Origin of the sequence: Microbacterium sp. LS_15 (assembly GCF_041954735.1) — a bacterium.
In the GTDB taxonomy this organism is placed as follows: Bacteria; Actinomycetota; Actinomycetes; order Actinomycetales; family Microbacteriaceae; genus Microbacterium.
In genome coordinates this window covers 170,231-195,834 of record NZ_JAVAYD010000006.1, presented here as the reverse complement: position 1 = coordinate 195,834, position 25,604 = coordinate 170,231, and the positions used below count along the sequence as shown (strand labels likewise).

Genomic DNA, 25,604 nt, shown 5'->3' with positions numbered 1-25,604 from the left:
CTCGGTGGGGGACGGGGGACGGGGCGGGCGGGGCCGGAACGGGGTGGGCGGGGCCGGAACGGGGTGGGAGGGGCGGGGACGGGGTGGGCGGGGATGCAGAACGCCCCCTGTCCCGAGGGACAGAGGGCGTTCTCGCGAAGACGTCGCTTACTTGGCGGCGACGACCTGCAGGGTGATGACAGCGGTCACGTCGTCGTGCAGACGGACGGTGGCCTCGTGCTCGCCGACCGACTTGATCGCGGAGGTGATGTGCACCTTGCGCTTGTCGATCGAACCGAGACCGGCGGCCGCGACAGCGTCGGCGACATCGGCGGTCTTGACCGAACCGAAGAGACGACCCTCGTTGCCGGCCTTGACGGCCAGGCGGACCTTGGTGTCTTCGATCGAGTTCTTCAGCGCCACGGCCTCGTCGCGGTCGTGGATCGCGCGAGCCTGACGAGCAGCCTGGATCGAAGCGACCTGCTTTTCGCCACCGCGGGTCCACGCCGTAGCGAAGCCCTGGGGGATGAGGTAGTTGCGGGCGTACCCGTTCTTGACCTCGACCACGTCACCGGCGCTTCCGAGCCCGGCGACCTCGTTCGTAAGAATCAGCTTTGCCATGTCGGTACCCCTCAGCGGCCAGCGCCGGCGTAGGGCAGGAGAGCCATCTCGCGAGCGTTCTTGATCGCGCGAGCGATCAGACGCTGCTCCTGCACGGAGACACCGGTGATACGACGGGCGCGGATCTTTCCACGCTCCGAGATGAACTTGCGAAGGGTGGAGACATCCTTGTAATCGATGACACCGACCCGGATCGACTTCGCGGGAGCGGCGTTCTTCGCGCCCTTCCGCGGCTTGCGGCGGTCGCCGCTCGACTTTCCAGCCATTGGTTTTCCTTAGTTATGAGACGGATGCCGCAGCATCCGGAGATCTGTTTCAGAAGGGGGTGTCGTCGCCGAAGCTGCCCGGAGTGCTCCAGGCATCGGCGCTGGTCGACGAGCCGGGCGTGGACCACGGCTCCTCCGACACCTGCTGCTGGGCGGGGCGGGACTGTCCGCCGCCGCCGCCACCGTTCGACGCCGCACGGGTGACCTGCGCGGTCGCGTACCGGAGCGAGGGGCCGATCTCGTCGACCTCCAGCTCGATCGCGGTGCGCTGGTTGCCCTCACGGTCCTGGTAGGAGCGCTGACGCAGACGGCCCTGCGCGATGACGCGCATGCCCTTGGTCAGCGAACCCGCCACGTGCTCGGCGAACTCGCGCCAGACCGACGCGCGGAGGAACAGCGCTTCGCCGTCCTTCCACTCGTTCGCCTGACGGTCGAAGTTGCGCGGGGTCGACGCGATGGTGAAGTTCGCCACCGGCAGTCCGTTCTGCGTGTAGCGCAGTTCGGGGTCGGCCGTGAGGTTTCCCACCACGGTGATGACTGTTTCGCCGGCCATGAGACTTACGCCTTCGCTGCCTTGGCGGACTTGCGAGCAGCCTTCTCCTCGGCACGCTTGGCCTCGGAAGCGATCATCGCCTGAGCTTCCTCGGCGCGCAGCACCTTGGTGCGCATGATCTGCTCGTTCAGCTTGAGCTGACGGTCGAGCTCCTGCGTGGCCTCGCTGGTCGCGGTGAAGTTGACGACGGCGTAGATGCCCTCGGTCTTCTTCTGGATCTCGTACGCGAAACGGCGCTTGCCCCAGACGTCGACGTTCTCGATCGAGCCACCATCGTTGGTGATGACCTTCAGGAACTTGTCGAGCGTAGGAGCGACCTGGCGCTCGTCGATCTCGGGGGTCAGAATGACCATGAGTTCGTACTGGTGCGTCACTTACCCACCTCCTTCGGACTAGAACGGCTTCCGGGACTTTCCCGGAAGCAGGAGGGTGTGTAGCACGTCGTCCGTCCGGGCATCCGAATGGGCGCCTGAGGGCAGACAACCTCGTCAGTCTAGCGGAGTTTCCTCTGCGCTGCTTCCACCCGGTCGGGACCGGCCTGGCATGCTGGTGGGGTGCGTGCTGATCGTCAGCGCCCACAGACGACCGAAGGGGGAACGCGCATGCGCGTCAACAAGATCGGGGCCGGCATCGTCCTGGCCGCCGCCATCCTGCTCACCGGCTGTTCCGCACCCGCGGACGAGCCGAAGGACGACACCGCGTCGTCCACGCCCGCCGCGGAGGAGAGCACCGCTCCCGCATCCGACTGCCCGGAGCTCACCGAGGGTGCGACCGTCGACGGAGCCACGCTGGGCGGGTGCATCACCGAGGCGATGACCGACTCGCAGGGCTACGCCGCCAAGATGACCGTGCTCGGCATGGAGACCACGGCCCAGTACAACCCGTCGAACGAGGCCATCGCCTGGTCGACCCCGATGGGCTCGGTCATCGTGATCGGCGACGACGAGTGGGTCAAGTCCTCCACCAGCGAGTGGCAGGTCGCCGACCCGAACTCGTCGGACCCGATCGTCGCCGGCCTCAGCCAGGCCGCCGCCACCGCGAACGACACCGACCCCGCCGTCGCAGCCGGCGCGCTGTCGGGTGAGTTCACCGTGACGGGCAAGGGCTCGCGCCTGGGCCAGGACGTCTACATCCTGACCGGCACCGCCGAGCAGCAGGGCGTCTCCGTCGAGATGACCTACGAGATCACCGCCGACTACGTCGTGCTCGCGACCACGGGCGCCACCGAGGCCGCCGGCCAGTCGATCGAGACCTCGCTCGAGATCACCGAGTGGGACGTGAAGCAGGACATCGTCGCACCGCTCTGATCGTCTGATCGGACGCGGGACCGAGCGGGTCGGGGCTGATGCCCCGGCCCGCTTCGCTGTATCCACGGTGGCGCTGCGAAGGAGATCGCACGCTGCGAAGGAGCATCCGTCGTGTCGGGTCCTGCAGTGCGTGCGATCTCCTTCGCTGCGTGCGAGCGGATGCCGCGCGCGAGCGGATGCCGCGTGCGGGCGGATGCCGCGTGCGGAACCCGCTCAGAGACGCGGATGCAGTCGCCCGCACATCCCGAAGGCCGCCTCCGCCGCGCGCTCCGGCGCCGCAGTCACCGACGCGAGGGTCAGATGGCTCACGTCGCCCTCCGCCACGCGGCCGGCCAGGTCGAGACTGCGGCGCGCCTGGGCGAACGGCCCCTCCTCCACGAGCGCCCCCCACTCCGCACTGACGTCGCGGACCAGCGCCCCCGCCGCCGCGTAGAAGGCGCGCAGCTCCTCCAGACGGCCGTCGCGCACGGCATCCCGCAGCCGCAGGAACCCCTGCACCGCCAGGTCTCGCCTCCGTTCCGCGCGCTGCCCCCGCTCTGCCGTCCCGCCCGGCCCGTCGAGAGACGCCGCTGCGGCATAGGTCTCGGCATCCACCAGGTGCTCGGGCGGGAACGTCATCACGGCATCCCCCGCCTCCGGCAGACCGGCGTTGCTCATGAGAACCATGACCCGCAGATCGCCGTCGTTGATCGCTCGATGGATGGTGCCCGGCGTGAACCAGACCACCGATCCCGACGACAGCGGCGTCTCGCGGAATCCCGTCGCGTCGATCGTCTGCAGCGCGCCGCGCCCGCCGATCACAGCGTAGGCCTCGGTCGACACGAGGTGCATGTGCGGGCTCCCGCCGCTGAGTCCGTCGACGGCGGCGGTGTCATAGACCGCGAGCTCCGAGACCCCGATGCCGCCGGGGAACGTCGAGGCCGAGGTCATCCGGCGCTCCGCACCAGGTCGCGCACGGCATCCGCGAGCCCTGCGGCGTCGTCGACCGTGCCGTCGGCGACCCCGACACCGTAGCGGTGGTGCAGGGTGTCCCCCGCCGCGACCACCGTCTCCTCGCTGAAGAACGGAGCGGGGTTGAGGGCCGCGAACTCGTCGGAGCGCGCGAACCACTGCGGTGGATGATGCGGGTTGCGGTCGTCGTCGAGCATGAGCAGCAGCGACGAACGGTCGACACCGTCGTGCCGCCCGACGAACCCCATCCACTCGTGCCGCTGCCCTCGGAGCTCGTCGCGCCCCTGCACACCCGGCGCGACGAGGGTGCCGCCCGTGAACGACCGCGGTCCGCGCCAGAAGAGGCCGCCGTAGCCGGCGTTCTCCCGCCCTCTCGTGGTCGGCGACCCGAAGGAGACGGCGCTCCCCCGCACGTTGGTCATCCTCGTCTCGAAGCTCAGGGCCCACGCGGTCTCCGAGACCGGCGCCGCGGTCAGCACGCGCCTCTCGTCGAACCAATGCTCGCCCGCCTGGGTGATCCACTGCAGCTCGTGCGCGATGGTCACGGCCTCCCCCACCGTGACCGCGACCTCGCCCACCGCACGCTGCTCGCCGTTGTTCGGCAGCGATACGTAGCCCTGCCCATGCACGTACGACCAGCCGCCCCAGAAGTTCTCGTCGTCGATGACCGGCAGCGCCCAGGAGATGCCCTTGTGCCACACGTGGTCGTGCGGACGGTACAGGCTCACGAGGTCGCCGCCACGGGTGCGGAGCGGATGCAGGTACGGCCGCGGCGACTCGAGCTGCGGGTGGTCGGGGGCGTAGGTGTACCGGAACAGCTCGATCTCCCCGTCGCGCACGGTCACGCTGCGGCCGATGTCGTGGCTCGCCTGGAACGCCTGGCTTGCCGGGAACGCCTCGGTCATGCCTTCTCCTTCCGCGGCGGCCAGGGCACCAGCCCGCCGCTCATCGAGGTGTGGAACGGGTCGCCGTCGACGATCCGGCCTGCCGCGACCGCCTCGCCGCGGAAGGCCGAGGCGTACGTCGCTGCGGCGAACTCGAGCGTCCGCCGGGCGTCCGACAGCGCAACCGGCGGTGTGCCGCCCTCGCGCAGCGCCGCGGCGAGCGCGGCGAACTGATCGCGGTGTGCGCTGGCCCGCGCGGCCGACGGTCCGGCGGCCCAGCGCTCGGCCAGTTCCTCATGGCCGGGGGCTGGCGTGAAGGTCCAGTCGTCGGTCGTGTAGCCGTACACGTGCCGGAGCTCGACCGACGCGTGCTCGAAGTCGAGGCGCAGGCGCGAGGTCTCGTGCGGCGACACGAGGGAGTTCACGACGGTCGCGACCGCACCGCTCTCGAAGCGCACGAGCGCGGCCGACACGTCCTCGGTGTCGGTCGGGCGGGTCTGCCGCGCGGCGATCGCGGTGACCTCGGCCCACGGGCCGAGCAGCGAGAGCAGCAGATCGAACTGGTGGATGCCGTGACCCATGGTCGGGCCGCCGCCCTCGACCTCCCACCGTCCGCGCCACGGCACGGCGAAGTACTCGTCGTCGCGGTACCAGAGGGTCTCGCAGGTCGCGACGAGCGCACGCCCGAGGTCGCCGTCGTCGATCATGCGTCGCAGGTGCACGGCCGCGGGGCCGAACCGATGCTGGAACACGGTGAGCGTCGGCACGCCCGTCTCCGCCTCGACGCGCGCGATCTCGTCGAGCTCGGCGAGGCTCAGCGCCGTCGGCTTCTCGACCAGCGCCGGCACGCCGGCGCGCATGGCGGCGATCGCCAGGGGCGCGTGCGTTCCCGGAGGCGTGCAGATGTGGACGAGGCCGAGTCCCTCGACGGCGAGCAGTTCCTCGGCATCCGTCACCGCCGTCGCTCCGTACTGCGCGGCGAAGGCGGCGGCCCGGTCGGCGTCGATGTCGGCGACGACCACGAGCTCCATCTCGCCCGTGAGGTCGGCGATCGCCGCGGCGTGCGCGTGCGCGATGCCGCCGGTGCCGATGATCCCGACGCGGACGGCCGGTGGATGGGCGGTCATGCGTTTCCCTTCGATGAGACGGACGACGATGAGACGGACGACGGCGTGGGGGAACCCGCCGTGCGGCGGCGTTCCGCGGCGACGAGCGCCACGACGATGAGACCGGGGGCGATCACGACCAACGGCGGCAGCATCCAGACGACGACCGCGCTCACGCCGATCCCGGCGAGCACCAGCGCGCTGCCGATCGGATCGTCGATCGCGAGTCCGCGGCCCTGTCGCCAGAGATCGCCCCAGCGCGCCTCCGGTGTCCAGAGAGCAGCGGTGCGCAGCACGGCGACCGCGACGAGCGCTGCCAGCCCTCCGCTGACGATCGCGAACGGGATGCCGCCGGGCAGCTGTCCCTGCGCGGCGCCGAGCGCGTTCACGACGAGGAGGCCGATCACGAGAGCGGATGCCGCGCCGAACCACCACCCGGAGCGCACGGCCTGCACGCCGCGCAGCGCGAGCAGCCGCACGGCATCCGGCTCGTCGTCGAGGTGCGCACGGAAGTGCCGCGCACCCGCCGCGAACGCGGGGACGAGAGTCAGGAGCGGAAGCGACATGAGCGTAACGGCGAGCCCGATGACGAGCATCTCGCCGAAGGTCGCGACCCCCGAGCCGCCGAACACGCGCCGGGTCTCGGTCCGCATCGCCGTGCCCCTGTCGGCGGTCATCCCTTGAGTCCCTCGGTCGCGACGCCCGACACCAGGTAGCGCTGGAACGCGAGGAAGAACAGCACCACGGGGAGCAGCGCGAGGATCGCCATGGCCATCTGGGCTCCGTAGTCGCTCGTCGACGTCTGGTCGACGTAGAGCCGCAGCGCGAGCGGCATCGTGTACATGCCCGGGTCCTTCAGGTACAGCAGCGGACCGAAGAAGTCGTTCCACGACCAGATGAACGCGAAGATCGAGCTCGTCACGAGCGCGGGCTTCATGAGCGGCAGGATCACGGCCGTGAAGGTGCGCACGTGCCCCGCGCCGTCGATGCGCGCCGCCTCGTCGAGATCGCGCGGAAGACCCCGGATGAACTGGATCATGAGGAACACGAAGAACGCGTCGGCGGCGAGGAACTTGCCCAGCAGCAGCGGCCAGTAGGTGTTGATCATGTCGAGCTGGTTGAACACGATGTACTGCGGGATGATCACGACGTGGAACGGCAGCAGCATCGTCGCGATCATGCAGAGGAAGAAGAGCTTGCTGCCGCGGAATCGGATGCGCGCGAACGCGTACGCCGTGATCGAGCACGACAGCACCACGCCGACGACCGACGCCACCGCGAGGATGAGCGAGTTCACCACGAACGTCCAGAACGAGACGCCGCCGATGCCGGAGAGCGCCTTCGCGTAGTTGTCGAACGAGAAGGACTCCGGCACGAGGCTCACCGAGCCGATGATCTCGTTCCCCGGTTTGAAGGACGACATCACCATCCACACCGCCGGGTAGAGGATGACGACCAGCACCGCGAGCGTGAGCACGTGGAACACCGCCGTGCGCGCGCCGCGACGCCAGCGCAACCCGCTCGCCTCGCCGCGGGCGCGCGGTCCGGAGGGGTCGGTCGTGATGAGTTCGGTCTGCGTGATCGCCCTGGTCATCGTTCGTCTCCTGCGTAGTGCACCCACGCGCGGGAGCTGCGGAACAGCATGAGGGTCACGAGACCGACGACGATCACGAGCACCCAGGCCATCGCCGAGGCGTATCCCATCTGGAAGTCGCGGAACCCGCGCAGGTAGAGGTAGAGCGTGTAGAACAGCGTGGATCCCGCGGGTCCTCCGCTGCCGTTCGAGATGATGTACGCCGAGTTGAACACCTGGAACGCGTGGATCGTCTCGAGCAGCAGGTTGAAGAACAGCACAGGCGACAGCATCGGGATCGTGATCGAGAAGAAGCGCCGCACCGGGCCCGCGCCGTCGACGGATGCCGCTTCGTACAGCTCAGGCGGAACCTGCTTGAGTCCGGCGAGGAAGATCACCATCGGCGCCCCGAACTGCCACACCGTCAGCAGGATCAGCAGCGGCAGGGTGCGGGCCGGATCGCCGACCCATCCGCCCTCCGATGCCGGCGGCCCGCCGAAGAACGACCCGATCTGGGCGACGATGCCGTTGTCGATGAACATCGCCTTCCACACGATCGCGATCGACACGCTCCCCCCGATCAGCGACGGGAGGTAGAACGCCGAGCGGTAGAACCCCTGCCCTCGTCGCGGCGCGTTGAGCAGCATCGCGACACCGAGCGCGGCGACCAGCTTCAGTGGGGTGCCGATCAGCACGTAGATGCCGGTGACCTTCACCGCCTGCAGGAAGTTCGGGTCGGTGAACATGCGGGTGTAGTTCTCGAGCCCGATGAACTCCGGGTCGTTGAACAGGTTGTAGTCGGTGAACGACAGCACGAGCGACGCGACCATCGGTCCGGCGGTCAGCGCGAAGAACCCGATGAGCCAGGGACTGAGGAAGAGGTAGCCGGCCCGTGTCTCGCGCCGTGCCCGCGCGCTCGACCGCGCACGGGGCGGTGCGGTGGCTGCAGGAGCAGTCATGGGATGTTCCTTTCTCCTGCAGCCGGGCGCCACGGCCGTGCGGCAGGGGGATGCGAGACGGTCAGGATCCGAGCACGAGGGAGATCTCGGAGAACAGCTCCTGCGCGAACTGCTTCGTCGTCAGGTCGCCGTAGCGCAGCTGCTCGTGCAGCTCGCCCCACTTCGCCTCGATCGTGCCGTAGCCGGCGGGGAGGATCGGGTAGCTGGCGGTGAGCTCGTCGTCGACCGACGCGAGGTAGTCGAGGTTGACGGTGTCGGCGGGCGTCTGGTCGATGGCCGCGCGACCCTCCTCGGTGGGCGGGGTGCCGAGCGAGGTTCCGAAGACCTCGGCGACCTCGGGCGAGGTGGTGAGGAAGTTCACGAACGCGGCGGCGGCCTGCTGCTGGTCGGAGTTCTTCGCGACGCTCAGCAGCATGCTCGGCTTGGGGGCGAGCACGTGCTCCTTCTCGCCCTTCTCGAGCGGAGGCTGCACCATGCCGATGTTCTCGGTGCCGGCATCCGTCATGCCCTGCAGCACCGTGGTCGAGAAGTTGAACCAGATCGCAGCCTCGCCGGCGAGGAATCCGCCGCTCGGCGAGAGGGCGACACTGCGCTCCACCGGGTAGAACTCGCCGTCCTCGCGGAGGTCGGCTGCGCTGTCGAGGTACTCGATCACGTCGTCCTCGTCGAAGGCGGGGGTGCCGTCCTCCTCGAAGACCGGATTGCCGTCCTGCATCAGGTGGTAGATGAAGTTGGGGAGGCCGCCCGTGTAGTCCTCGGCGCCGTAGATCTTCGGATCGGATGCCGCGCCCGCCTCGTTCACCTCGAGGATGAAGTCGTTCAGCTCGTCCCACGTCATGTCGTCGGTCGGGTAGTCGATGCCGAAGGAGTCGAGGATGTCCTTGTTGTACATCATCGACCAGGCGTTGGTGCCGAGCGGGACCCCGACGAGCTGGTCGTCGACCGTGCCCGATCCGAGCACCTGGTCGGTGATGCCGTCGAGCGGCAGCAGCGTGTCACGGTAGGGAGACAGGTCGGCGAGCAGCCCCTTGCTCGCGTACTCGCCGAGGTATCCGGCATCCATCATCACCACGTCCGGAAGCGACTTGCCCGCGGCCTCGGTGTTGCGTGCGGTCCAGTAGTCGCCCCAGGCGTTGAAGTTCCGCACGACCTCGACGTTCGGGTACTGCTCGTTGAACAGCGCCACGACCTCTTCGAAGCGGGCGGCACGGTCTTCGTTCCCCCACCACGAGAAGCTGATCTCGGCGGCGGTGTCCTCATCGAACGTGACCTCCTCGGGGGCGGCGTCGGATCCGCTTCCGGTGCCGCAGCCGGCGAGCACGAGGGCGGCGACGCCGGCGAGGGCGAGCGATGCGGGCAATCTCTTCGACATGGGTGTCTCCTCATTGAGCGGGCGTGAGCCCTGGTGTGTGTCGGCGGCAGGACGCGCCGGACGGCGGTGGGCGATCAGGCGATCTCGGTCCCCTGGATCAGCGAGCGGATGATCTCGATGGGCAGCTTGGGCTCGCGGGTCTCGGTGAGCAGGCCGTTGCGTTCCTGCATCGTGTCGGTGAGCTGGGTCCAGCACCAGCCGGAGAGGCCGCGTGCGCGACCTCGGAAACCGCGGGTCCCCGATTGCACGGCACCGAGGATCGACGCGAGCATGCGGGTGTAGTCCTCCGCGCCGGCGGCCTCGGAGTAGCCCCACGAGTCGTCGGGGCTCGCGTCTGCCGCCCACTTCACGCCGCCGAACTCGGTGAGCATGATCGGCTGGCCGTCGTCGGAGGTGCCGGGCAGTCGCACACGCCGCCCGGCCGGGCCGATTCCCGAGATGTACGCGCGCAGCTCGGCGTCGTCGATGTCGTAGCGGTCGGCGAGGGCCTCGCCGTCGGCCTCGTAGTCGTGCATGGTCCACAGGTCGGACGTGCCGAGCTCCCAGCCGTCGTTCGAGATGACGGGCCGCGTGGGATCGAGGGCCTTCGTGAGCTGGTACAGCCCCTCGGCGAACGCCCGCTGATCCGCCCGCGAGGCGATGTGCTGCACTCCCCAGCTCTCGTTGAGCGGCACCCACGTGACGATGCTCGGGTGGGCGCGGTCGCGCAGCACGGCGGCCGTCCATTCGGCGGTGGTGCGCTGCACAGCCCGCTCGTCGAACGTGTACGTCGCGGCCATCTCGCCCCACACGAGCAGCCCGAGCCGGTCGGCCCAGTAGAGGAAACGGTCGTCCTCCACCTTCTGATGCACGCGCACGGAGTTGAACCCCAGCTCCGCGATCAGCTCGGCCTCGCGGCGCAGCGCGTCGGGCGAGGGTGCGGCGAGGTGCGACTCCGGCCAGTAGCCCTGGCTGAGCACCGAGCGCAGCGTCACCGGCCGGTCGTTGAGCAGGAGTGCTCCGTCGCTCCACGAGACGCTGCGCAGGCCGAGGTAGCTGGCGACGGCATCCGTCCGCTCCCCGTCGTCGAGTTCGATCCAGGCGTCGAGCAGCGTGGGCTGTCCGGGGCGCCACAGCAGTCCCTCGTAGTTCTGGCCGTTGCTCTGCCCGTCGAGGGCGACCGTCAGGGTGGCCCTCGTGCCGGTCGTCTGCACGGTCGCGGCGGCGAGCTCGCGGCCCTCGTGAGCGATGCGCACGCGCGCGTTCGCCCGGTCGTCCCGGCTGAGCGTGAGGTCGAGGGTCACGGTGCCGGCGGTCAGCTCGCTGGTCCAGTTCAGCCCGGTGATGTGCTGCCGGGCGACCGATTCCAGCCACACCGACTGCCAGATGCCGGTCGTGCGGTGGTACCAGATCGCGTGCGGGTGCTCCTCCCAGTCCTGCTTGCCGCGCGGCTGGGAGAGGTCGTGCGGGTCGTCCTCGGCGCGTACGACGATCGCGTGCTCGTCGGTCGTGGGGTCGAGCGCGTCGGTGATGTCGAGCGCGAAGGGCGTGTGGCCGCCCTCGTGGCATCCGACCAGCTGCCCGTCGATCCAGACGGAGGCCCGGTAGTCGACCGCCCCGAAGTGGAGGACGGCCCGCTCCCCCGCTGCGTGGCCGACCTCGGCGAGCTGCGCGCCGGTGAGCGAGCGGCGGTACCAGACGACCGGGTGGAACCCCGTCTCGCCGACGCCGGACGCCGGCGACTCGGGGGGGAACGGAACGAGGATGCTGCCGCCCAGCGCGCGTCCGTCGAACCACCGCTCCGCGAGGCCGCGGTCGGCGTCGTCGTGCGCGAAGCCCCACTCTCCGTCGAGCAGGAGGAACGACTCGCGCACGAGCTGCGGCCGCGGGCGGGCGGACTCCAGCGCGCTCGCGCGCAGGCTCTCGTTCGTTCGGTCGGCGTCGTGCGTCACCACGGGTGGGCTCCCTCTTCCGGCATCTGCGCCGGTTCTCGTCGTCTGATCCGCCGTCGTCGGCGGCTCGGAAATCGCTTTCCGTTCCACGTTGAACTACACGATAGTTCCACGTTGAACTAGAGTCAACCGAAGAACGCCGTCCGTCTCAGAGGAGCCCCGCATGCCCCGCGTCACGCTCGCCGACGTCGCCGCCCGGGTCGGCGTCAGCGCCAAATCGGTCTCCAACGTCGTGAACGGCACCGGCTGGGTCGGCGACGAGGTGCGCCAGCGCATCCTCGCCGCGATCGACGAGCTCGGCTACCGCCCCAACCTCGCGGCTCGACAGCTGCGCAACGGCCGCAGCGGGCTCATCGCCCTCGTGCTCCCCGACCTGCGCGAGCCGTACTTCGCCGAGTTCGCCTCGCAGTTCGTGAGCGCGGCTCAGACACGGTCCCTCACTGTGCTCATCGCGCAGACCGGCGCCGACCGCGCGGCCGAGCTCGCCATGATGGCCGGCGAGGGATTCCCCGCGCTCGACGGGATCGTCATGAGCCCCCTGGCTCTGCGCCCCGACGACCTCGTGGGCCGACCGGCCTCTCCCCCGCTCGTGCTCATCGGCGAGCAGGCCGAGGGACTGCTGACCCCCGCCGTGCACCACGTCGGTATCGACAACGTGTCAGCGGCAGCCGCCGCCACCGCACACCTGATCGAGCAGGGGCGCCGGCGCATCGCCGCGGTCGGCGTGCAGCAGTCGGGGCCGACCGCCACCTCCCGCCTCCGGTTCGACGGCTATCGACAGGCGCTGGCCGCCGCGGGCATCGCCGACGACCCCGCGCTCTACGCCACGGTCGACCAGTTCAACCGCGCCGAGGGATCGATCGCCGTCGAGCGGCTCATCGCGGAGGGCACCGACTTCGACGCCCTGTTCTGCTTCAGCGACAGCCTGGCGCTGGGCGCGCTGTACACGCTCGGCAGCCACGGCATCTCGGTGCCCGACCGGGTGCAGGTGATGGGTTTCGACGACATCGAGGAGGGACGCTTCCACATCCCCGCGTTCTCGACCGTCGACCACGGCGTCGAGCAGGCGGCATCCGTCATCCTCGACATCCTGCAGGACGCGAAGACCGAACCCGGATCGCACCACGAGGTGCCCCACCGCCTCATCCCCCGCTGACCCGGCCCGTCCCCGACACTTCGGGGCTGGTACCGGAAGCACGAGCCGACCCGGACCCGGACGTCAGCCGATGACGGGCGGGATCTCCGACCAGGCGATCCGCTCGGCGGTCGACGGAGCGGCGGGGATGCGCCCGGTGCCGTCCGGCTCCGGGATCGCCGCGAGCAGAGCCCGAGTGTACGGATGCTGCGGCGCGGTCCACACGCGATCGGTCGGCCCCGACTCCAGCACGCGGCCCGCGTACATGACGAAGGTGCGGTCGGCGATGCGGCGGACCACGGCGAGGTCGTGCGAGATGAACAGCATCCCCGCTCCGGCCTCGGCGACGAGGTCGCGCATGAGTCCGGCGACGCTGGTCTGCGTCGAGGCGTCCAGGGCCGAGATCGGCTCGTCGGCCACGAGCAGCGACGGCCGCGCTGCGAGCGCCCTGGCGATCGCGATGCGCTGCTTCTGCCCGCCCGAGAACTGGTGCGGGAACCGGGTCGCGACCTGAGCCGGGAGCCCGACGCGCTCGAGCCACTCCTCCACGCGCGAGCCCTCGGCGCCGCGTGCCCGAGCGGTCGCGATGCCGTCGGCGATCTGGTCGCCCACCCGGCGGCGCGGGTTCAGCGACGTCGACGGGTCCTGGAACACCATCTGGATGCCGGTGAGCGCGAGCTTGCGGCGGCGGATGCCGAGCGGCGTGACCGGCGCATCGCGGAACCGCACTTCCCCGGCGGCGATCTTCTCGATGCCGACGACAGCGCGGGCGAGGCTGGACTTGCCGCTGCCCGACTCGCCGACCAGCGCGACGGTCTCACCCGGTGCGACCTGCATCGACACCTGGTCGACGGCGACGACCGGCGGGTTGCCCGGGTAGCGCACGACGACGCCCTGCGCGTCGAGGACGGAGACGTCACTCATCGGCATCCTCCTTCTCGCTGGGCGCGACCGGGTCGGCATCCGCGACGGGTCCCGCGGTGGCTTCCTCGACCTTCGAGCCGGGGAGTGCGGCGAGCAGTGTGCGGGTGTACTCGTGCTGCGGGTCGCGGAACAGCGTCTCGCGGTCGGCCTTCTCGACGATCCGACCGTCCTTCATGACGGCGACCTCGTCGGCGATCGCGCTCATCACACCCAGGTCGTGCGTGACCAGCAGCACCGCGAGATCGCGCTCGGTGGCGAGGTCGCGGAGGAGCTTCAGGATGCCGGCCTGCACCGTGACGTCGAGGGCCGTGGTCGGCTCGTCGGCGAGCAGCACCTCCGGATCGCAGGCGAGCGCGCACGCGATCGCGATGCGCTGACGCTGACCCCCGGAGAACTGGTGCGGGTAGCGCTGGAGCGCGGCATCCGGATTCGGCACCTGCACCGTCTCGAGCAGCTCGATCGCCCTGGCCGTCGCGGCGGCGCCGCGGAGTCCGAGGTGCACCCGCATGTGGTCGGTGAGCTGGCGGCCGACGGGCAGCTGAGGGTGCAGCGAGGCGGACGGGTCCTGGAAGACCATCGCGATGCGCTTGCCCCGGATGCGGTTGACACCGCGCCGGCGGAGTCCGACGAGCTCCTCGCCCGCGAGGGTGATCGAACCGCCGGTGCGCGCCTGCCGAGGCAGGAGGCCGAGCACGGCGAGCGAGGTGAGGGTCTTGCCCGATCCTGATTCGCCGGCGAGTCCGTGGATGCGCCCCGCCTGCAGGTCGAGCGAGATGCCGTGCACGAGAGGGCGGCCGATCTCGATCGTCAGATCGCGGATGCGGAGAGCCGGCGCTGCTGCGGACGCGTTCATGCCGCCGCTCCCTTCGCCGAGGCGACGTGGTCGGCCTGCTTCTCGTGCGTGACCTCGGCCGTCGGGTCGAGCACGTCGCGCATCGCGTCACCGAGGAAGTTGAACGCGAGCACGACGGTGAGGATCGCGAGTCCGGGGAACACCCCGAGCCACCACGCGTCGAAGTTCTGCATGGCCGCGGAGATCATCGACCCCCACTCGGCGGTCGGCGGTTGCGCACCGAGTCCGAGGAACGACAGGCCGGAGAGCAGCAGGATCGCCGCGCCGATGTCGAGGGTCGCCAGCACGAGCATGGGTCCGGCGATGTTGGGGAGGATGTCGACGAAGAGCGTGCGGACGGGCGAATGGCCGAGCAGGCGTCCGGCGATGACGTAGTTCTGTCCGCGCAGCCCGAGCACGATGCTGCGGGTGACACGGGCGTACTGCGGCCACGACACGACGATCGCGGCGATCACGGCGTTGAACAGCGACGGACCGAGCGACGCCGCCACGACCATCGCGAGGATGACGGTCGGGAACGCCATGAACAGGTCGGTGATGCGCATGAGCGTCTCGTCGACGCCGCGACCGAAGTACCCGGCGACGGCGCCGATCGTGGTGCCGATGATCATCGCGGCGATCACGAGCATGAGCGCCAGCGGCAGGCTGACCGTCGCGCCGGTCATCAGACGCGAGAAGATGTCGCGCCCGTTGCCGTCGGTGCCGAGCAGGGTGTCGATCCCCGGCTCCTGCAGACGCGGGAGCACCTGGGCGTTCGGCCCGTACGGCACCCACCACTGGGCCGTGAAGGCGACGATGATCCAGGCGGCGGCGATCACGGTGCCGATCACGCCGAGCGGGGTGCGCCAGGCGCGCGGCCAGCGGAAGCGGAACCGCCAGGGCCCGGATGCCGAGTCGATGCGGCTCATGCGATCCTCACTCTCGGGTCCAGGACGCCGTAGAGCAGATCGACGACGAAGTTGATGAGGAGGTAGATGACGCCGACGACGAGACCGACGCCCATGATGCCCGGCAGGTCGAGGTTGGCAGCGGAGTTGTAGGCGTACGTGCCGAGCCCCGGCCACGCGAACACCGACTCGACGAGCACCGTGCCGGAGAGCAGCGAGCCGAACGCGACGCCCACGACGGTGAGGATCGGGAGCGACGCGCCGCGCAGCACGTAGTCGGGGATGACGCGCATCGCGGGGAGCCCCTTGGCCCTGGCCGCGCGCACATAGTCGCTGCCGAGCACCTCGAGCACCGACGTGCGGATGAACCGCGTGAGCAGACCGATCGTCACGAGCGACAGCACCAGGACCGGCAGGGCGAGGTGCGCGAGGGCGTCGAAGAAGCCGACGCCGTCGCCGTTGAGGAGGTAGTCGACCGTGTACAGCCCGGTGATGCGGGGCGGCGGTGTGATCGAGGGCGAGATGCGGCCTGACCCGGGCGCGATGCGCAGCTCGAGGAAGAAGACGTAGAAGCTCACGAGAGCGAGCCAGAAGGTGGGGACGCTGAGGCCGACCAGCGTCACGACCCGGATGACCTGATCGGTGACGAGCCCGCGGCGGTACGCGGCGAGCGTGCCGAGCACGATGCTGACGGCGAGGCTCAGGATGATCGCGCCGATCGCGATCTCGATGGTCGCCGGCACGGCGGTGGCGAGATCGCTGGTGACCGGTCGCCCGGTCACCAGCGATGTGCCGAGGTCCCCGCGGAGCAGGTTCCCCATGTAGATGAAGTACTGCACGAACAACGGCTGGTCGAGCCCGTGCTCCTTGATGAACGCCTCACGCGTCGCGGGATTCTGCGACGCGCCCTCACCGAGTGCCGCCGACACGGGGTCGCCGGGCACGAGGTTCGTCAGCGCGAAGGTCACGATCGTGACCCCCACCAGCAGGAGCAGGGAGGTTCCGGCCCGGCGCAGCAGGTAGCCGACGAGCGGCGACCTGCGACGCTGCGCCTGGCGTTGCACGGCCACCGTCGTCATGCGTCAGAGCCCTCTCAGCCGGCGGGCTGGATCTCGGCGATGTCCATCTCCCACACCGAGTTGTATACGGCGCCGGAGACGGCATCGGCCGTGGCGATGTTGCGACCGGGGACGATCAGCGGCACGAACGGACCCTCGGCCTGCATGGCCTCGGCGAACGCGGTGAACGCCTCGCTGCGCTGGCCCTCGTCGGTCGCGGCGGCCGCACCGGCGGCGATGCCCGCGATCTCGGGGTTCGCCTCGGCGGTCCAGCCGGCGCGGAGGCCGACCTTCAGGCCGGGGGCGAAGGGCAGGAAGTTCGCGGAGTCGGCGTAGTCGGGACCCCAGAACCACAGGCCGAAGCCCTCGGTGCCGTTGACGTACGCGTCGAGCTCGGTGGCGAACGGCGCCGGAGCGAGCTCGACCGTGATGCCGGCATCCTCGAGCTGCGCCTGCACGCGCTCGGCGAGCGGGGTGAACTCCACGCCGCCGACGGGGTAGTCGTTCGGGAACTGCAGCTTCAGCGTCTGACCGGTGTAGCCGGCCTCGGCGAGCGCGGCCTTCGACTTCTCGAGGTCCTGCTCCACACCGCTGTCGAGGGCACCCTCGAATCCGGGCGGGATGACACCGGTCGCCTGCACGGCACCGGAACCCGCGAGCTCGAGCAGAGCGTCGTAGTCGAGCGCGTAGCGGATGGCCTCGGCGATCTTCACGTTCGCGAGTTCGCCGGCGACGGCCGAGGACTGGTTCAGCAGCAGGAAGATGGTCTGACCGGAGGGGACCGATTCGACCTGGAGGCCGTCGCCCAGACCGGCGACCTGGTCGCCGTTGAGGTCCATCGCGACCATGGAGTCGCCGCCCTTGAGGTTCGCGAGCTGGGTCGCGCTCTCCGAGACGTTGCGCACCACGACGCGGTCGTAGCCGGCCTCCTCGTCGCCGTTGTACTCGTCGTTCTTCGTCAGCACGACCTGCGACGAGAGGTCGAGGGTGTCGAGCACGAAGGGTCCGGAACCGGCGGAGGCGCCGTCGAGGAACTTCTGCGCCGAGTCGGAGCCGTCGGTCGTGCCGCCGTTCTCGATCACGACGTCGGAGTTGACGATGCCGAGTGCAGGGTTCGCGAGGATCGCGGGCAGCTGCAGCAGCGGCGTCTCGGAGGTGATGCTGATGGTCTTGTCGTCGACCTCGGTGATGGTGAGACCGCCGAGCAGGAAGTTCGGCTTCGCGTCTTCCATGCCCTGGATGCGCTGCAGCGTGAAGACGACGTCCTTCGCCTCGATCGGCGAGCCGTCGGAGAAGACGCGGTCGCCCTCGAGCGTGAAGGTGAACTCGGTCGCGGCGTCGTTCTGCTCCCAGGACGCGAGACCCGGGACCGGAGTCGACACGTCGGAGCCCTCGAAGTCGACGAGCGTCTCGTAGAGCGCCTTCGCGATCATGTTGCCGGTCGGGTCGTAGGTGTGGCCGGGGTCGGCGGTCTCGATCGAGAACGCCGTGTCGATGACGAGCGAACCGGACGACGAGGTGCCATCGCTGTTGTTCGCGGAGTTGCCTCCGGAGCATCCTGCGAGCGCGAGGAGCGAGACCGCTCCGATCGCGATGACGGACGTGCTGCGACGTGACGACATGAGAGCCTCCAGAGGCGAGGAGTACATTCGGGTTCGGTCGATGCCGGGTGGACGACCGGTGATCAGATTCGCATCATATGGGACGATGTGTCCAGCGAGGATGCAACCGAACTCACGGTCTGTCCCAGCACCTCGCACGGGAGGAGACATATGTCCAGCAAGAACAGCGAAGGTTCGCAGCATTCTGGACGAAGTGCCACCCCTTTGGACGACACCGCGTACAGAATCCTCGACACCCTGCGCGATAACGGTCGTATCTCGATCGCCGCTCTCGCCGAGAGCGTCGGGATCTCCCGCGCCAACGCCTACACGCGGGTCGAGTCGCTGATGCAGGACGGTGTCATCACCGGATTCAGCGCGACGGTCGATCAGGCCAAGGCCGGCCTGTCCATCGGGGCACTGGTGTTCGTCACGGTGCACCCGCAGGCGTGGGCGTCGTTCCGCGACCGCGTCGTCGAGATGCCCGATGTCGAGTGGTGCGCGATCACGACGGGCGAGCACGACGCGATGCTGCTCATCCGTGCCGTCGACGTCAGCGGTGTGCACGAGTTCTCGACCGGAGTCATCGCGCAGCTGCCCGAGGTGCGCACGGTGGTGAGCGTCGTCGTGCTCGACGAAGTCGTGCGCCGCTCGTATCTGCTGCCGACCGACCTTCCCGAACGCGACATGGCGGTGCCCCTCGGCATGACGCGCTGGACTCCGGCATCCCCCGGCCGCGACGCCCTCCCGCCCCGCTGACTCGCGGTCGTCGTCGGTACGGGGAGGGGAGCCGGCAGGTTAGATTGAACAAGCGTTCAGGGAGCGACTTCCTCGCACACGCTCAGCTGGGGCAGGCCGTGCATCTCGTAGTGCTCGACGAGCCGGATGAGCCCCGCATCCGTCAGTTCGAGGTCGCTCTCGCCGTTGCCGGTGACGACCGTTCCGTCGACGACGAGCACATGCACGAACGACACCCAGATGGTGTCGCCGGTGCGGGTGCCGACGAAGCGCCCGAAGGTCACGGTGTCGCCCGAGTAATCGCCCCAGATCGCGCCGTCCTTCTCCCAGTAGACGAACTCGCTCGGCGCCTCCGGGTCGACGGCGGAGGTGGTCGACGACACCATGCGGAAGCGGCGGCCGTCGAGGGAGGGGATAGTCGTCGTAGGCGAGGTCACCCTCCGATTATGCGGCGCTCCGTGGGGGCGCTCCCACCCGGCATCCAGGCGTCTGCCGCGCCCGGCGAACGCGCAGCAGGGGCGAGACGAAACGCTCCGCGGGCCTGCCGCGGCATCCGTTTCGTCTGACCCGTCATTCCAGGTCGAGGCGCAGAAGACCGGGCAGATGCGCGGTCTGCGCGCGCACCGTGACGAGGAACGTCTCGTACTCCGGGACCATCTGCACGCGCGACGATCCGAGCACATGGGTGGTCGATCGGCCGGCCTGCCGCTCGAGGCGGAGGCGACGCACCGGGTAGCCCGTCGGGGTGAGCCAGATGCGGCTCAGCTGCGCGTACGGGACGTCGAGGTCGTCGAGGCGGAGACCCTGCTGACTGACCCCGATGCGCGACGGAATGCCGCGCAGCACCCTCCGCCGCTGCACCGCGCCGATCAGCAGTCCGACGCCCGCGACGCCCGCGAACGGCGCGATGAGGACGAGCGCCGACAGCTCGCCGTCGAGGAATCCCGGGGTGACGGCGACGGCGACCGTGGCGAGGGTCACGAGCAGGGCTGCGACCGCTCCGACGAGCAGGCCGTTCGCGAACCCGCGCTCTTTCGACGCGTCCACCGCGAACGACGTCGGCAGGTGCGCTCTCGCGCGAGCGGCCGCGACGGGATCCACCGCCGGCGGCTCGTCGACCGGGCTGAGCACGGCCATGAGCTCGTTGAAGGTCGTGCGTGTGAAGCCCGGCAGCTCCACGATGATCTCGCGCCCGTTGCTGTAGACGATGAGAGCGCGGGTGACCCCGCTGCGGATGCCGTTCGTGCGGTGCTCCGTGATCTTCGAGCGGAACACGGTCGTGGCGCGGTCGAAGACCTCGCGGTTGCCGCCGCGTCCGACCTCGACCGTCGTGGGGCGGACGACGACGCGGACGTTGCGGAACCAGAAGATACCGAGCCACACCGCCGCGGTCAGGGCGAGCGCCACGACCAGCACGATGATCCCGCGCGTCGGGATGTCCATGCGGCGCGGCAGGAACTGCGGCAGCACGAAGAGGGTCAACGTCGACAGCACCGCCGTCGTCACGACCGCGCTCATCACGGCCCGTGCCGGATGACGACGGAACACGCGTTCGCCCGGCACCACAGCGACCCCGTCGACCATCCCCGGCCCTCCCCGCTCTGGACTTCCCCTCGCACAGTAGCGGCGAACCGTCGTGCCGCGCACTCCCCCGGGTAGCGTGGGTCGCATGCACTGGATGCCCGACCCCTCGGCCGGATCATGGCTGCGCGACAGGCTCGACGACCCGTGGAACTCGTCGATGCACTCGGTCGTCCCCCACGGATACCCGGCCTACGCACGCATCCTGCACCCGGCGATCGTGCGCTCGCTCCCCGATCGGCCCGTTCCGACGTTCGACGACTGGGAGCGGATGCCGGGAGCCGAGCAGCAGCGACTGATGGAGCTCTTCATCGACGAACCCACGACCTGGGCCGAGGCCGCCCGGGCTTTCGGCACCGTGCTGCATCCTCTCGCCCAGTGGCAGCGCGTGGTGCGCACGCCGATGGACGAGGACTGGCAGACCCGCGTCGCCCCGGACGGTCGGGAGTTCAGCGCCCCGGCCGAGGGCGCCCTCGCGCCGGAGACCGTCGCCGCGATCGCGACGCACCTGCGTGCGGCCACGGGCACGCCCGACGACGGAGTGGCCGCACTGTGGGAGGGTTTCGGCGGTCTGCTCGGCCACTTCGGGCACACCCCGTCGCGCGCGTTCCTGACGCCCGTCGACGATCCGAACCACCGGGCGATGCTCGACCGCAGCGTGCACGACCCGTTGAACGACGTCTTCCGCAGGAAGACGTGGCAGGAGGGCATCCTGTCGAAGGAGATCTCCGAGGGACCGCGCTTCCACACGCGGGACCGCGCCTACGTGCTGTTCTCGGCCGGCGTCGCCGAGTTCGCCGATGCCGACTGGGCGCTGCGTGCGCCGTGGCGCGACCTCCCCGGCGAGCAGCACGGATTCCCCCCGAGCGCGCAGAGCCCCAGCATCCTCTGGCCCGAGGATCGGGCGTGGGTGCTGGTCAGCGAGATCGACTACGACTCCACGGTCGTCGCCGGGTCGGCCGAGCTCGTCGCCGCCCTGTGCGCCGACCCCGCGCTGGAGGCCTTCCCGATCAGCGAGGGCGCCGAGCTGCACGGGGACAGCGACGAGGTGAACCGATGAGCCAGCCGCAGCCCGCCACGAGCTTCGACAGCCGACCTCTGACCGATCCCGTCGACCCCCGAGCCGTCAGCGCCTTCGCGGCGGAGCTCCGCGCCCGCGGTTCGCTGGGCATGTCGGTCTCGACCGTGATCGGTCTCGTGGTCGTCGTGATCGTGGTGCTCGTCTCCGTCCCGATCGCGGCCTCCGTGCTGATCGGCCTCGCCACCAGCCCGCGCGACTTCGGGTTCGCCGGGATCGGACTGCTGCTCTTCGGCGGCGTGGGCGTCGCGATCGGCATCGGTGCGCTCGTCGGCTGGCGGCGAGCGCGGGTCACGCGGTACCGGCTCGACAGGTTCGCCCGGGCCAACGGTATGACGTACGAGGCGCGGATCGCCGACCCTCCGCTGCCCGGCATGATCTTCAGCCTCGGCCGCTCGCGCGTCTCGACAGACCTCGTGCGGGGCACGAACCCGCGGTTCGTCGAATTCGGTAACTACCAGTACACGGTGCAGTCGGGGAAGAACTCGACCACCTACCGCTGGGGGTACGTCGCGGTGAAGCTCGACGTGCCGCTGCCGAACATCGTGCTCGACGCGAAGGGCAACAACGCGTTCGGCTCCAATCTGCCCGCCTCGTTCCAGCGCGAGCAGCGGCTGTCGCTCGAAGGGGACTTCGACGAGTACTTCACGCTCTACTGCCCTGCCGGCTACGAGCGCGACGCGCTATACCTCTTCACGCCCGACATCATGGCCCGCTTCATCGACAACGCCGCCGAACTCGACGTGGAGATCGTCGACGACTGGCTGTTCCTCTACACGCAGCGACGCGCATCGACGCTCGACCCCGCGACCTGGTCGTGGCTGTTCGGCGCGGTCGGCGCGCTCATCACCAAGTTCGACCAGTGGGCGCGGTGGCGCGACGACCGGTTGCGAGAGGAAGCGGCGAGCGCTCCGGCATCCGTGGTCCCCGCCGTGGACCCGCAGACGGCCAGCGCCCAGCTGCCGTTCGCGCCGCCTGCCGGTCTGCTCGCGCCGCCGCCCGGGGTGGCCGCCGAAGGACGGCGCCTCAAGCGCGGCTTCCGCTGGCTGCCGGTGGTGGTCATCCTCGGCTTCATCGCGCTCTGGTACCTGCGGAACGCATTCTGACTTCCCCGTCTCGCACCGGACCGCGGCCGGTGTCGGTGCATCCGGTTACTGTCGCGGTGTGGCGGAGCCGGTGCAGCAGTGGTGGGCGAGGAGGCAGTTCTCGCGCGGCAGCGCCGTGCCCTACGAGGTCGGCACCTTCCGCACAGCCTGGGCCGCCTATCCGGAGCTGATCCGCCAGTACCACCCGGAGCTGAATCACGGTGTGACCCTGTCGCAGATCCCCCTCGCCGCCGATGTGCTGCTGTGCTGGGAGTGCACCGTCGGGCACCGCTTCGCCGCGACCCCGACCGAGCAGCGCGAGCGACCAGGGCGCATCCGCCGCCGTTCGGCCTGGTGTCCGGAGTGCTCGACCCTCGCACGACCGCAACCCGTCGTCCTGGGCGAGGCCCGCGCGATCCCCCGGGCACCCCGCCGGCCCTCGCCCGCGCTGTGCACGAAGACGCCCGACCTCCCCTCCGGCACGGCATTCCTCAGCACCTGCGCGCCTCGGCCGTCATCCGCGGCCGAGGCTGCGCTGCGGGCGGGGCTCACCGAGCGCCTGCTCTTCGACAGCGGGGTCAACGCGGTCAAGGTGTCGCGGCCCTTCTTCCGGCACACCGAGGTGTGGCCCGACATCGTGATCCCCGAGTTGCGCATCGCCGTCGAGTACGACACGGTCGGACGCCACGGTCTCGAGCACGTCGGCAAGCGACAGGATGCCGATCAGCGCAAGGACCGCGCGCTGCGCGGAGCCGGCTGGGAGGTCGTGCGCATCCGCACGGGGCCGCTTGCGCCGATCGGCCCGTTCGACCTGCGGATGACCTCGGTCGGAGTGCGCGGCATCACCCGCCTGCTCGACGCGTTCCGCGGCATCCGCGGCGACCTCCTGGTCGACGCCTACCTGCGATGACGCGGCGGAGTGTGTGGGGGTGGGTGCTGTCGGGGATCAGCGGCCCACCCCATCCCCCCTCGGGATCAGAAGAAGATCTGACTCTCCCTCCGCAGGACGGTCGAACCGTCCGGACGCGTGGTCAGCTGGGGACTGACGTATCAACGCGTATACGAAAATGGTATCCCGCAGCACGTTGCATCATATTGCGACGCCCGATCTGCACCGCCGTCGACTCAAACCGGTTCGATCTCCTGATCAAACCGGAGCATTCCCGGCGGTTTCCGCACGTTTACGAGTGTCATGCGCGAGGCCGAAGTACACGAGTTCCGCGTCGTCCAGCATCCGCGAGCGGATGAGGAACCGCATCCCCGTCGGCCCCTCCACGCTGAACCCGGCACCCCGGCCCGGCACGACGTCGATGGTGAGGTGCGTGTACTTCCAGTACTCGAACTGCGACTCCGACATGAACACCTCGACGGGGGCGTCGAGACCCACGTCGAGCGCGCCGAGCAGCACGTCGCTCGGCCCGGTGAGGAACATTCCGACGGGGTAGCACATGGGTGACGACCCGTCGCAGCATCCGCCCGACTGGTGGAACATCAGCGGACCGTGCTGCGCCGAGAGGTCGCGGATGAGGGATGCCGCGGCATCCGTCACCGCGACCCGCCGGTGGCTGTCGAGATCGGCCATCAGAAGAATCCCATCGGGCCTTCCGCGTACGAGACCAGCAGGTTCTTCGTCTGCTGGTAGTGGTCGAGCATCATCTTGTGGTTCTCGCGGCCGACGCCCGACTGCTTGTACCCGCCGAACGCCGCATGCGCGGGGTACTGGTGGTACGTGTTGGTCCAGACGCGGCCGGCTTCGATCGCACGCCCCGCGCGGTACGCGATGTCGCCGCTGCGGCTCCAGACGCCGGCCCCCAGACCGTAGAGCGTGTCGTTGGCGATCGAGATCGCGTCGTCGTAGCCGTCGAACGAGGTCACAGACAGCACGGGCCCGAAGATCTCCTCCTGGAAGATGCGCATGTCGTTCGTGCCCTCGAACACGGTCGGAGCGACGTAGAACCCCTCGCTGAGATCGCCGCCGAGATCGACCCGCTCGCCACCCGTGAGCAGGCGGGCGCCGCCCTGCGTGCCGATGTCGATGTAGCTGAGGATCTTCTCCAGCTGGTCGTTCGACGCCTGCGCGCCGATCATGGTGGCCGGGTCGAGCGGGTTGCCCTGCACGACCTTGCCGACGCGCTCGAGGCCGTCCGCGAGGAACCCGTCGTAGATCGACCGCTGGATGAGGGCGCGGGACGGGCACGTGCACACCTCGCCCTGGTTGAGCGCGAACATCGTGAAGCCCTCGAGCGCCTTGTCGTAGAACGGGTCGCCGGTGTCGCGCGCGACGTCCTCGAAGAAGACGTTCGGGCTCTTGCCGCCCAGCTCCAGGGTCACGGGGATGAGGTTCTGGGAGGCGTACTGCATGATGAGGCGGCCCGTCGTCGTCTCACCCGTGAACGCGACCTTGCGGATGCGCTTGTGCTGGGCGAGGGGCGCGCCGGCCTCGATGCCGAACCCGTTCACGATGTTCACGACACCGGCGGGCAGCAGGTCTCCGATGATGTCGAACAGGAACAGGATGGATGCCGGCGTCTGCTCGGCGGGCTTGATGACGACGCAGTTGCCTGCGGCGAGCGCGGGTGCGAGCTTCCACACCGCCATGAGGATGGGGAAGTTCCACGGGATGATCTGGCCGACCACGCCGAGCGGTTCGTGGAAGTGGTAGGCGACGGTGTTCTCGTCGAGCTGACTGATACCGCCCTCCTGCGCCCGCAGCACCCCGGCGAAGTAGCGGAAGTGATCGATCGCGAGGGGGATGTCGGCGGCGAGAGTCTCGCGCACCGGCTTGCCGTTCTCCCAGGTCTCGGCGACGGCGATGCTCTCGAGGTGCTGCTCGATGCGGTCGGCGATGCGGTTGAGGATGACCGAGCGCTCGGCCGGGCTGGTCTTGCCCCAGGTGGCGAAGGCCTTCCAGGCGACGTCCACCGCCCGGTCGATGTCCTCGACGGTCCCGCGGGCGACCTCGGTGAAGGGCTTGCCGTTCACGGGGCTGATGTTCTCGAAGTACTGCCCCTTCACGGGGTCGACCCACTCGCCACCGATGTAGTGCCCGTAGCGGGGGCGGTAATCGGCGATCGATCCCGCCTGCCCCGGTGCGGCGTAGGCGGCGGATGCGGTGGATACGTCCTCTTCGACGATGGTCATCGGTGACTCCTTCGACGGGCC

27 protein-coding genes are annotated in these 25,604 nt (G+C 69.6%); 6 read left to right on the top strand and 21 right to left on the bottom strand.

All coding sequences use genetic code 11. From position 1 onward, the window contains the following. Nucleotides 1-147: 147 nt before the first annotated feature. Genes rplI through rpsF form a run of 4 tightly spaced genes read right to left on the bottom strand, consistent with a single transcriptional unit; the run spans nucleotide 148 to nucleotide 1,793 of the window. Nucleotides 148-600, bottom strand: coding sequence for a 50S ribosomal protein L9 (gene rplI / locus RAC69_RS10255; protein ID WP_096713563.1), 453 nt, complete (start codon nucleotides 598-600; stop codon nucleotides 148-150). 11 nt (nucleotides 601-611) lie between these two features. Beyond that, complete coding sequence (rpsR, locus tag RAC69_RS10250) at nucleotides 612-866, bottom strand: 30S ribosomal protein S18 (protein ID WP_096713564.1); 255 nt, start codon at nucleotides 864-866, stop codon at nucleotides 612-614. Nucleotides 867-915: 49 nt separating this feature from the next. Then, the gene (locus tag RAC69_RS10245) at nucleotides 916-1,419 is read right to left on the bottom strand and encodes a single-stranded DNA-binding protein (protein ID WP_096713565.1); all 504 of its coding nucleotides are present in this window, start codon (nucleotides 1,417-1,419) and stop codon (nucleotides 916-918) included. Between the two features lie 5 nt (nucleotides 1,420-1,424). Continuing rightward, nucleotides 1,425-1,793 (bottom strand): 30S ribosomal protein S6, encoded by a 369-nt coding sequence (gene rpsF, locus RAC69_RS10240; RefSeq protein WP_096713566.1) that lies wholly within the window; start codon nucleotides 1,791-1,793, stop codon nucleotides 1,425-1,427. A gap of 228 nt (nucleotides 1,794-2,021) precedes the next feature. Between rpsF and RAC69_RS10235 the strand changes: the two genes are divergently transcribed. Next, on the top strand, nucleotides 2,022-2,726 hold the full coding sequence (locus RAC69_RS10235; RefSeq protein ID WP_375086728.1) for a hypothetical protein: 705 nt from the start codon (nucleotides 2,022-2,024) through the stop codon (nucleotides 2,724-2,726). Nucleotides 2,727-2,939: 213 nt separating this feature from the next. On the opposite strand, the gene RAC69_RS10230 is transcribed toward RAC69_RS10235, so the two are convergent. The 8 genes from RAC69_RS10230 to RAC69_RS10195 form a co-directional block, all read right to left on the bottom strand. Continuing rightward, nucleotides 2,940-3,656 (bottom strand): cupin domain-containing protein, encoded by a 717-nt coding sequence (locus RAC69_RS10230; protein WP_375086727.1) that lies wholly within the window; start codon nucleotides 3,654-3,656, stop codon nucleotides 2,940-2,942. After that, the gene (locus tag RAC69_RS10225) at nucleotides 3,653-4,582 is read right to left on the bottom strand and encodes a PmoA family protein (protein ID WP_375086726.1); all 930 of its coding nucleotides are present in this window, start codon (nucleotides 4,580-4,582) and stop codon (nucleotides 3,653-3,655) included. Before RAC69_RS10225 ends, RAC69_RS10230 begins: the two co-directional genes overlap by 4 nt. After that, nucleotides 4,579-5,688, bottom strand: a complete 1,110-nt coding sequence (locus RAC69_RS10220; RefSeq protein ID WP_375086725.1) for a Gfo/Idh/MocA family protein — start codon at nucleotides 5,686-5,688, stop codon at nucleotides 4,579-4,581. The genes RAC69_RS10225 and RAC69_RS10220 overlap by 4 nt, the downstream gene beginning before the upstream one ends. Then, nucleotides 5,685-6,344 carry a hypothetical protein gene (locus RAC69_RS10215; protein WP_375086724.1) on the bottom strand — a complete coding sequence of 220 codons (660 nt, stop codon included), beginning with the start codon at nucleotides 6,342-6,344 and terminating at the stop codon, nucleotides 5,685-5,687. Before RAC69_RS10215 ends, RAC69_RS10220 begins: the two co-directional genes overlap by 4 nt. Then, nucleotides 6,341-7,261 (bottom strand): carbohydrate ABC transporter permease, encoded by a 921-nt coding sequence (locus RAC69_RS10210; RefSeq protein ID WP_375086723.1) that lies wholly within the window; start codon nucleotides 7,259-7,261, stop codon nucleotides 6,341-6,343. Before RAC69_RS10210 ends, RAC69_RS10215 begins: the two co-directional genes overlap by 4 nt. After that, the gene (locus RAC69_RS10205) at nucleotides 7,258-8,199 is read right to left on the bottom strand and encodes a carbohydrate ABC transporter permease (protein WP_375086722.1); all 942 of its coding nucleotides are present in this window, start codon (nucleotides 8,197-8,199) and stop codon (nucleotides 7,258-7,260) included. The genes RAC69_RS10210 and RAC69_RS10205 overlap by 4 nt, the downstream gene beginning before the upstream one ends. A gap of 61 nt (nucleotides 8,200-8,260) precedes the next feature. After that, nucleotides 8,261-9,571 (bottom strand): ABC transporter substrate-binding protein, encoded by a 1,311-nt coding sequence (locus RAC69_RS10200; protein WP_375086721.1) that lies wholly within the window; start codon nucleotides 9,569-9,571, stop codon nucleotides 8,261-8,263. 74 nt (nucleotides 9,572-9,645) lie between these two features. Continuing rightward, nucleotides 9,646-11,505, bottom strand: a complete 1,860-nt coding sequence (locus tag RAC69_RS10195) for a glycoside hydrolase family 2 protein (RefSeq protein WP_375086720.1) — start codon at nucleotides 11,503-11,505, stop codon at nucleotides 9,646-9,648. Between the two features lie 160 nt (nucleotides 11,506-11,665). Here RAC69_RS10195 and RAC69_RS10190 point away from each other — a divergent pair, with 160 nt between their 5' ends. After that, nucleotides 11,666-12,658, top strand: coding sequence for a LacI family DNA-binding transcriptional regulator (locus RAC69_RS10190; protein WP_375086719.1), 993 nt, complete (start codon nucleotides 11,666-11,668; stop codon nucleotides 12,656-12,658). Nucleotides 12,659-12,721: 63 nt separating this feature from the next. Here the strand turns inward: RAC69_RS10190 and RAC69_RS10185 are convergent, their stop codons facing one another. From RAC69_RS10185 to RAC69_RS10165, 5 genes are read right to left on the bottom strand one after another with little or no spacing between them, the layout of a single operon-like run. Beyond that, complete coding sequence (locus RAC69_RS10185) at nucleotides 12,722-13,561, bottom strand: ABC transporter ATP-binding protein (protein ID WP_375086718.1); 840 nt, start codon at nucleotides 13,559-13,561, stop codon at nucleotides 12,722-12,724. Next, nucleotides 13,554-14,414, bottom strand: a complete 861-nt coding sequence (locus RAC69_RS10180; protein WP_375086717.1) for an ABC transporter ATP-binding protein — start codon at nucleotides 14,412-14,414, stop codon at nucleotides 13,554-13,556. The genes RAC69_RS10185 and RAC69_RS10180 overlap by 8 nt, the downstream gene beginning before the upstream one ends. Next, a complete protein-coding gene (locus tag RAC69_RS10175; RefSeq protein ID WP_341932911.1) occupies nucleotides 14,411-15,322 on the bottom strand; it encodes an ABC transporter permease in 912 nt (303 codons plus the stop codon). The genes RAC69_RS10180 and RAC69_RS10175 overlap by 4 nt, the downstream gene beginning before the upstream one ends. After that, nucleotides 15,319-16,380, bottom strand: a complete 1,062-nt coding sequence (locus RAC69_RS10170) for an ABC transporter permease (protein WP_375086715.1) — start codon at nucleotides 16,378-16,380, stop codon at nucleotides 15,319-15,321. The genes RAC69_RS10175 and RAC69_RS10170 overlap by 4 nt, the downstream gene beginning before the upstream one ends. Before the next feature lie 14 nt (nucleotides 16,381-16,394). Next, nucleotides 16,395-17,981: an ABC transporter substrate-binding protein gene (locus tag RAC69_RS10165; protein WP_375086714.1), complete on the bottom strand. Its 1,587-nt coding sequence runs from the start codon at nucleotides 17,979-17,981 to the stop codon at nucleotides 16,395-16,397. A 204-nt stretch (nucleotides 17,982-18,185) separates the two neighbouring features. Between RAC69_RS10165 and RAC69_RS10160 the strand changes: the two genes are divergently transcribed. Then, nucleotides 18,186-18,719 (top strand): Lrp/AsnC family transcriptional regulator, encoded by a 534-nt coding sequence (locus RAC69_RS10160; protein WP_341932908.1) that lies wholly within the window; start codon nucleotides 18,186-18,188, stop codon nucleotides 18,717-18,719. Between the two features lie 56 nt (nucleotides 18,720-18,775). Here the strand turns inward: RAC69_RS10160 and RAC69_RS10155 are convergent, their stop codons facing one another. Both RAC69_RS10155 and RAC69_RS10150 read right to left on the bottom strand, forming a co-directional pair. After that, the gene (locus RAC69_RS10155) at nucleotides 18,776-19,135 is read right to left on the bottom strand and encodes a hypothetical protein (RefSeq protein ID WP_375086713.1); all 360 of its coding nucleotides are present in this window, start codon (nucleotides 19,133-19,135) and stop codon (nucleotides 18,776-18,778) included. Between the two features lie 133 nt (nucleotides 19,136-19,268). After that, nucleotides 19,269-20,282: a hypothetical protein gene (locus RAC69_RS10150; RefSeq protein WP_375086712.1), complete on the bottom strand. Its 1,014-nt coding sequence runs from the start codon at nucleotides 20,280-20,282 to the stop codon at nucleotides 19,269-19,271. Nucleotides 20,283-20,367: 85 nt separating this feature from the next. Here RAC69_RS10150 and RAC69_RS10145 point away from each other — a divergent pair, with 85 nt between their 5' ends. Genes RAC69_RS10145 through RAC69_RS10135 form a run of 3 tightly spaced genes read left to right on the top strand, consistent with a single transcriptional unit; the run spans nucleotide 20,368 to nucleotide 23,352 of the window. Next, on the top strand, nucleotides 20,368-21,339 hold the full coding sequence (locus RAC69_RS10145; RefSeq protein ID WP_375086711.1) for a hypothetical protein: 972 nt from the start codon (nucleotides 20,368-20,370) through the stop codon (nucleotides 21,337-21,339). Beyond that, complete coding sequence (locus RAC69_RS10140) at nucleotides 21,336-22,463, top strand: hypothetical protein (protein WP_375086710.1); 1,128 nt, start codon at nucleotides 21,336-21,338, stop codon at nucleotides 22,461-22,463. Before RAC69_RS10145 ends, RAC69_RS10140 begins: the two co-directional genes overlap by 4 nt. A gap of 58 nt (nucleotides 22,464-22,521) precedes the next feature. Further along, nucleotides 22,522-23,352, top strand: a complete 831-nt coding sequence (locus RAC69_RS10135; RefSeq protein WP_375086709.1) for a zinc-ribbon domain-containing protein — start codon at nucleotides 22,522-22,524, stop codon at nucleotides 23,350-23,352. Nucleotides 23,353-23,589: 237 nt separating this feature from the next. Here RAC69_RS10135 and RAC69_RS10130 read toward each other — a convergent pair whose 3' ends face one another. Both RAC69_RS10130 and RAC69_RS10125 read right to left on the bottom strand, forming a co-directional pair. After that, on the bottom strand, nucleotides 23,590-24,024 hold the full coding sequence (locus RAC69_RS10130; RefSeq protein ID WP_375086708.1) for a DUF779 domain-containing protein: 435 nt from the start codon (nucleotides 24,022-24,024) through the stop codon (nucleotides 23,590-23,592). Next, nucleotides 24,024-25,583, bottom strand: a complete 1,560-nt coding sequence (locus RAC69_RS10125; protein ID WP_375086707.1) for an aldehyde dehydrogenase family protein — start codon at nucleotides 25,581-25,583, stop codon at nucleotides 24,024-24,026. Before RAC69_RS10125 ends, RAC69_RS10130 begins: the two co-directional genes overlap by 1 nt. Nucleotides 25,584-25,604: the final 21 nt, after the last annotated feature.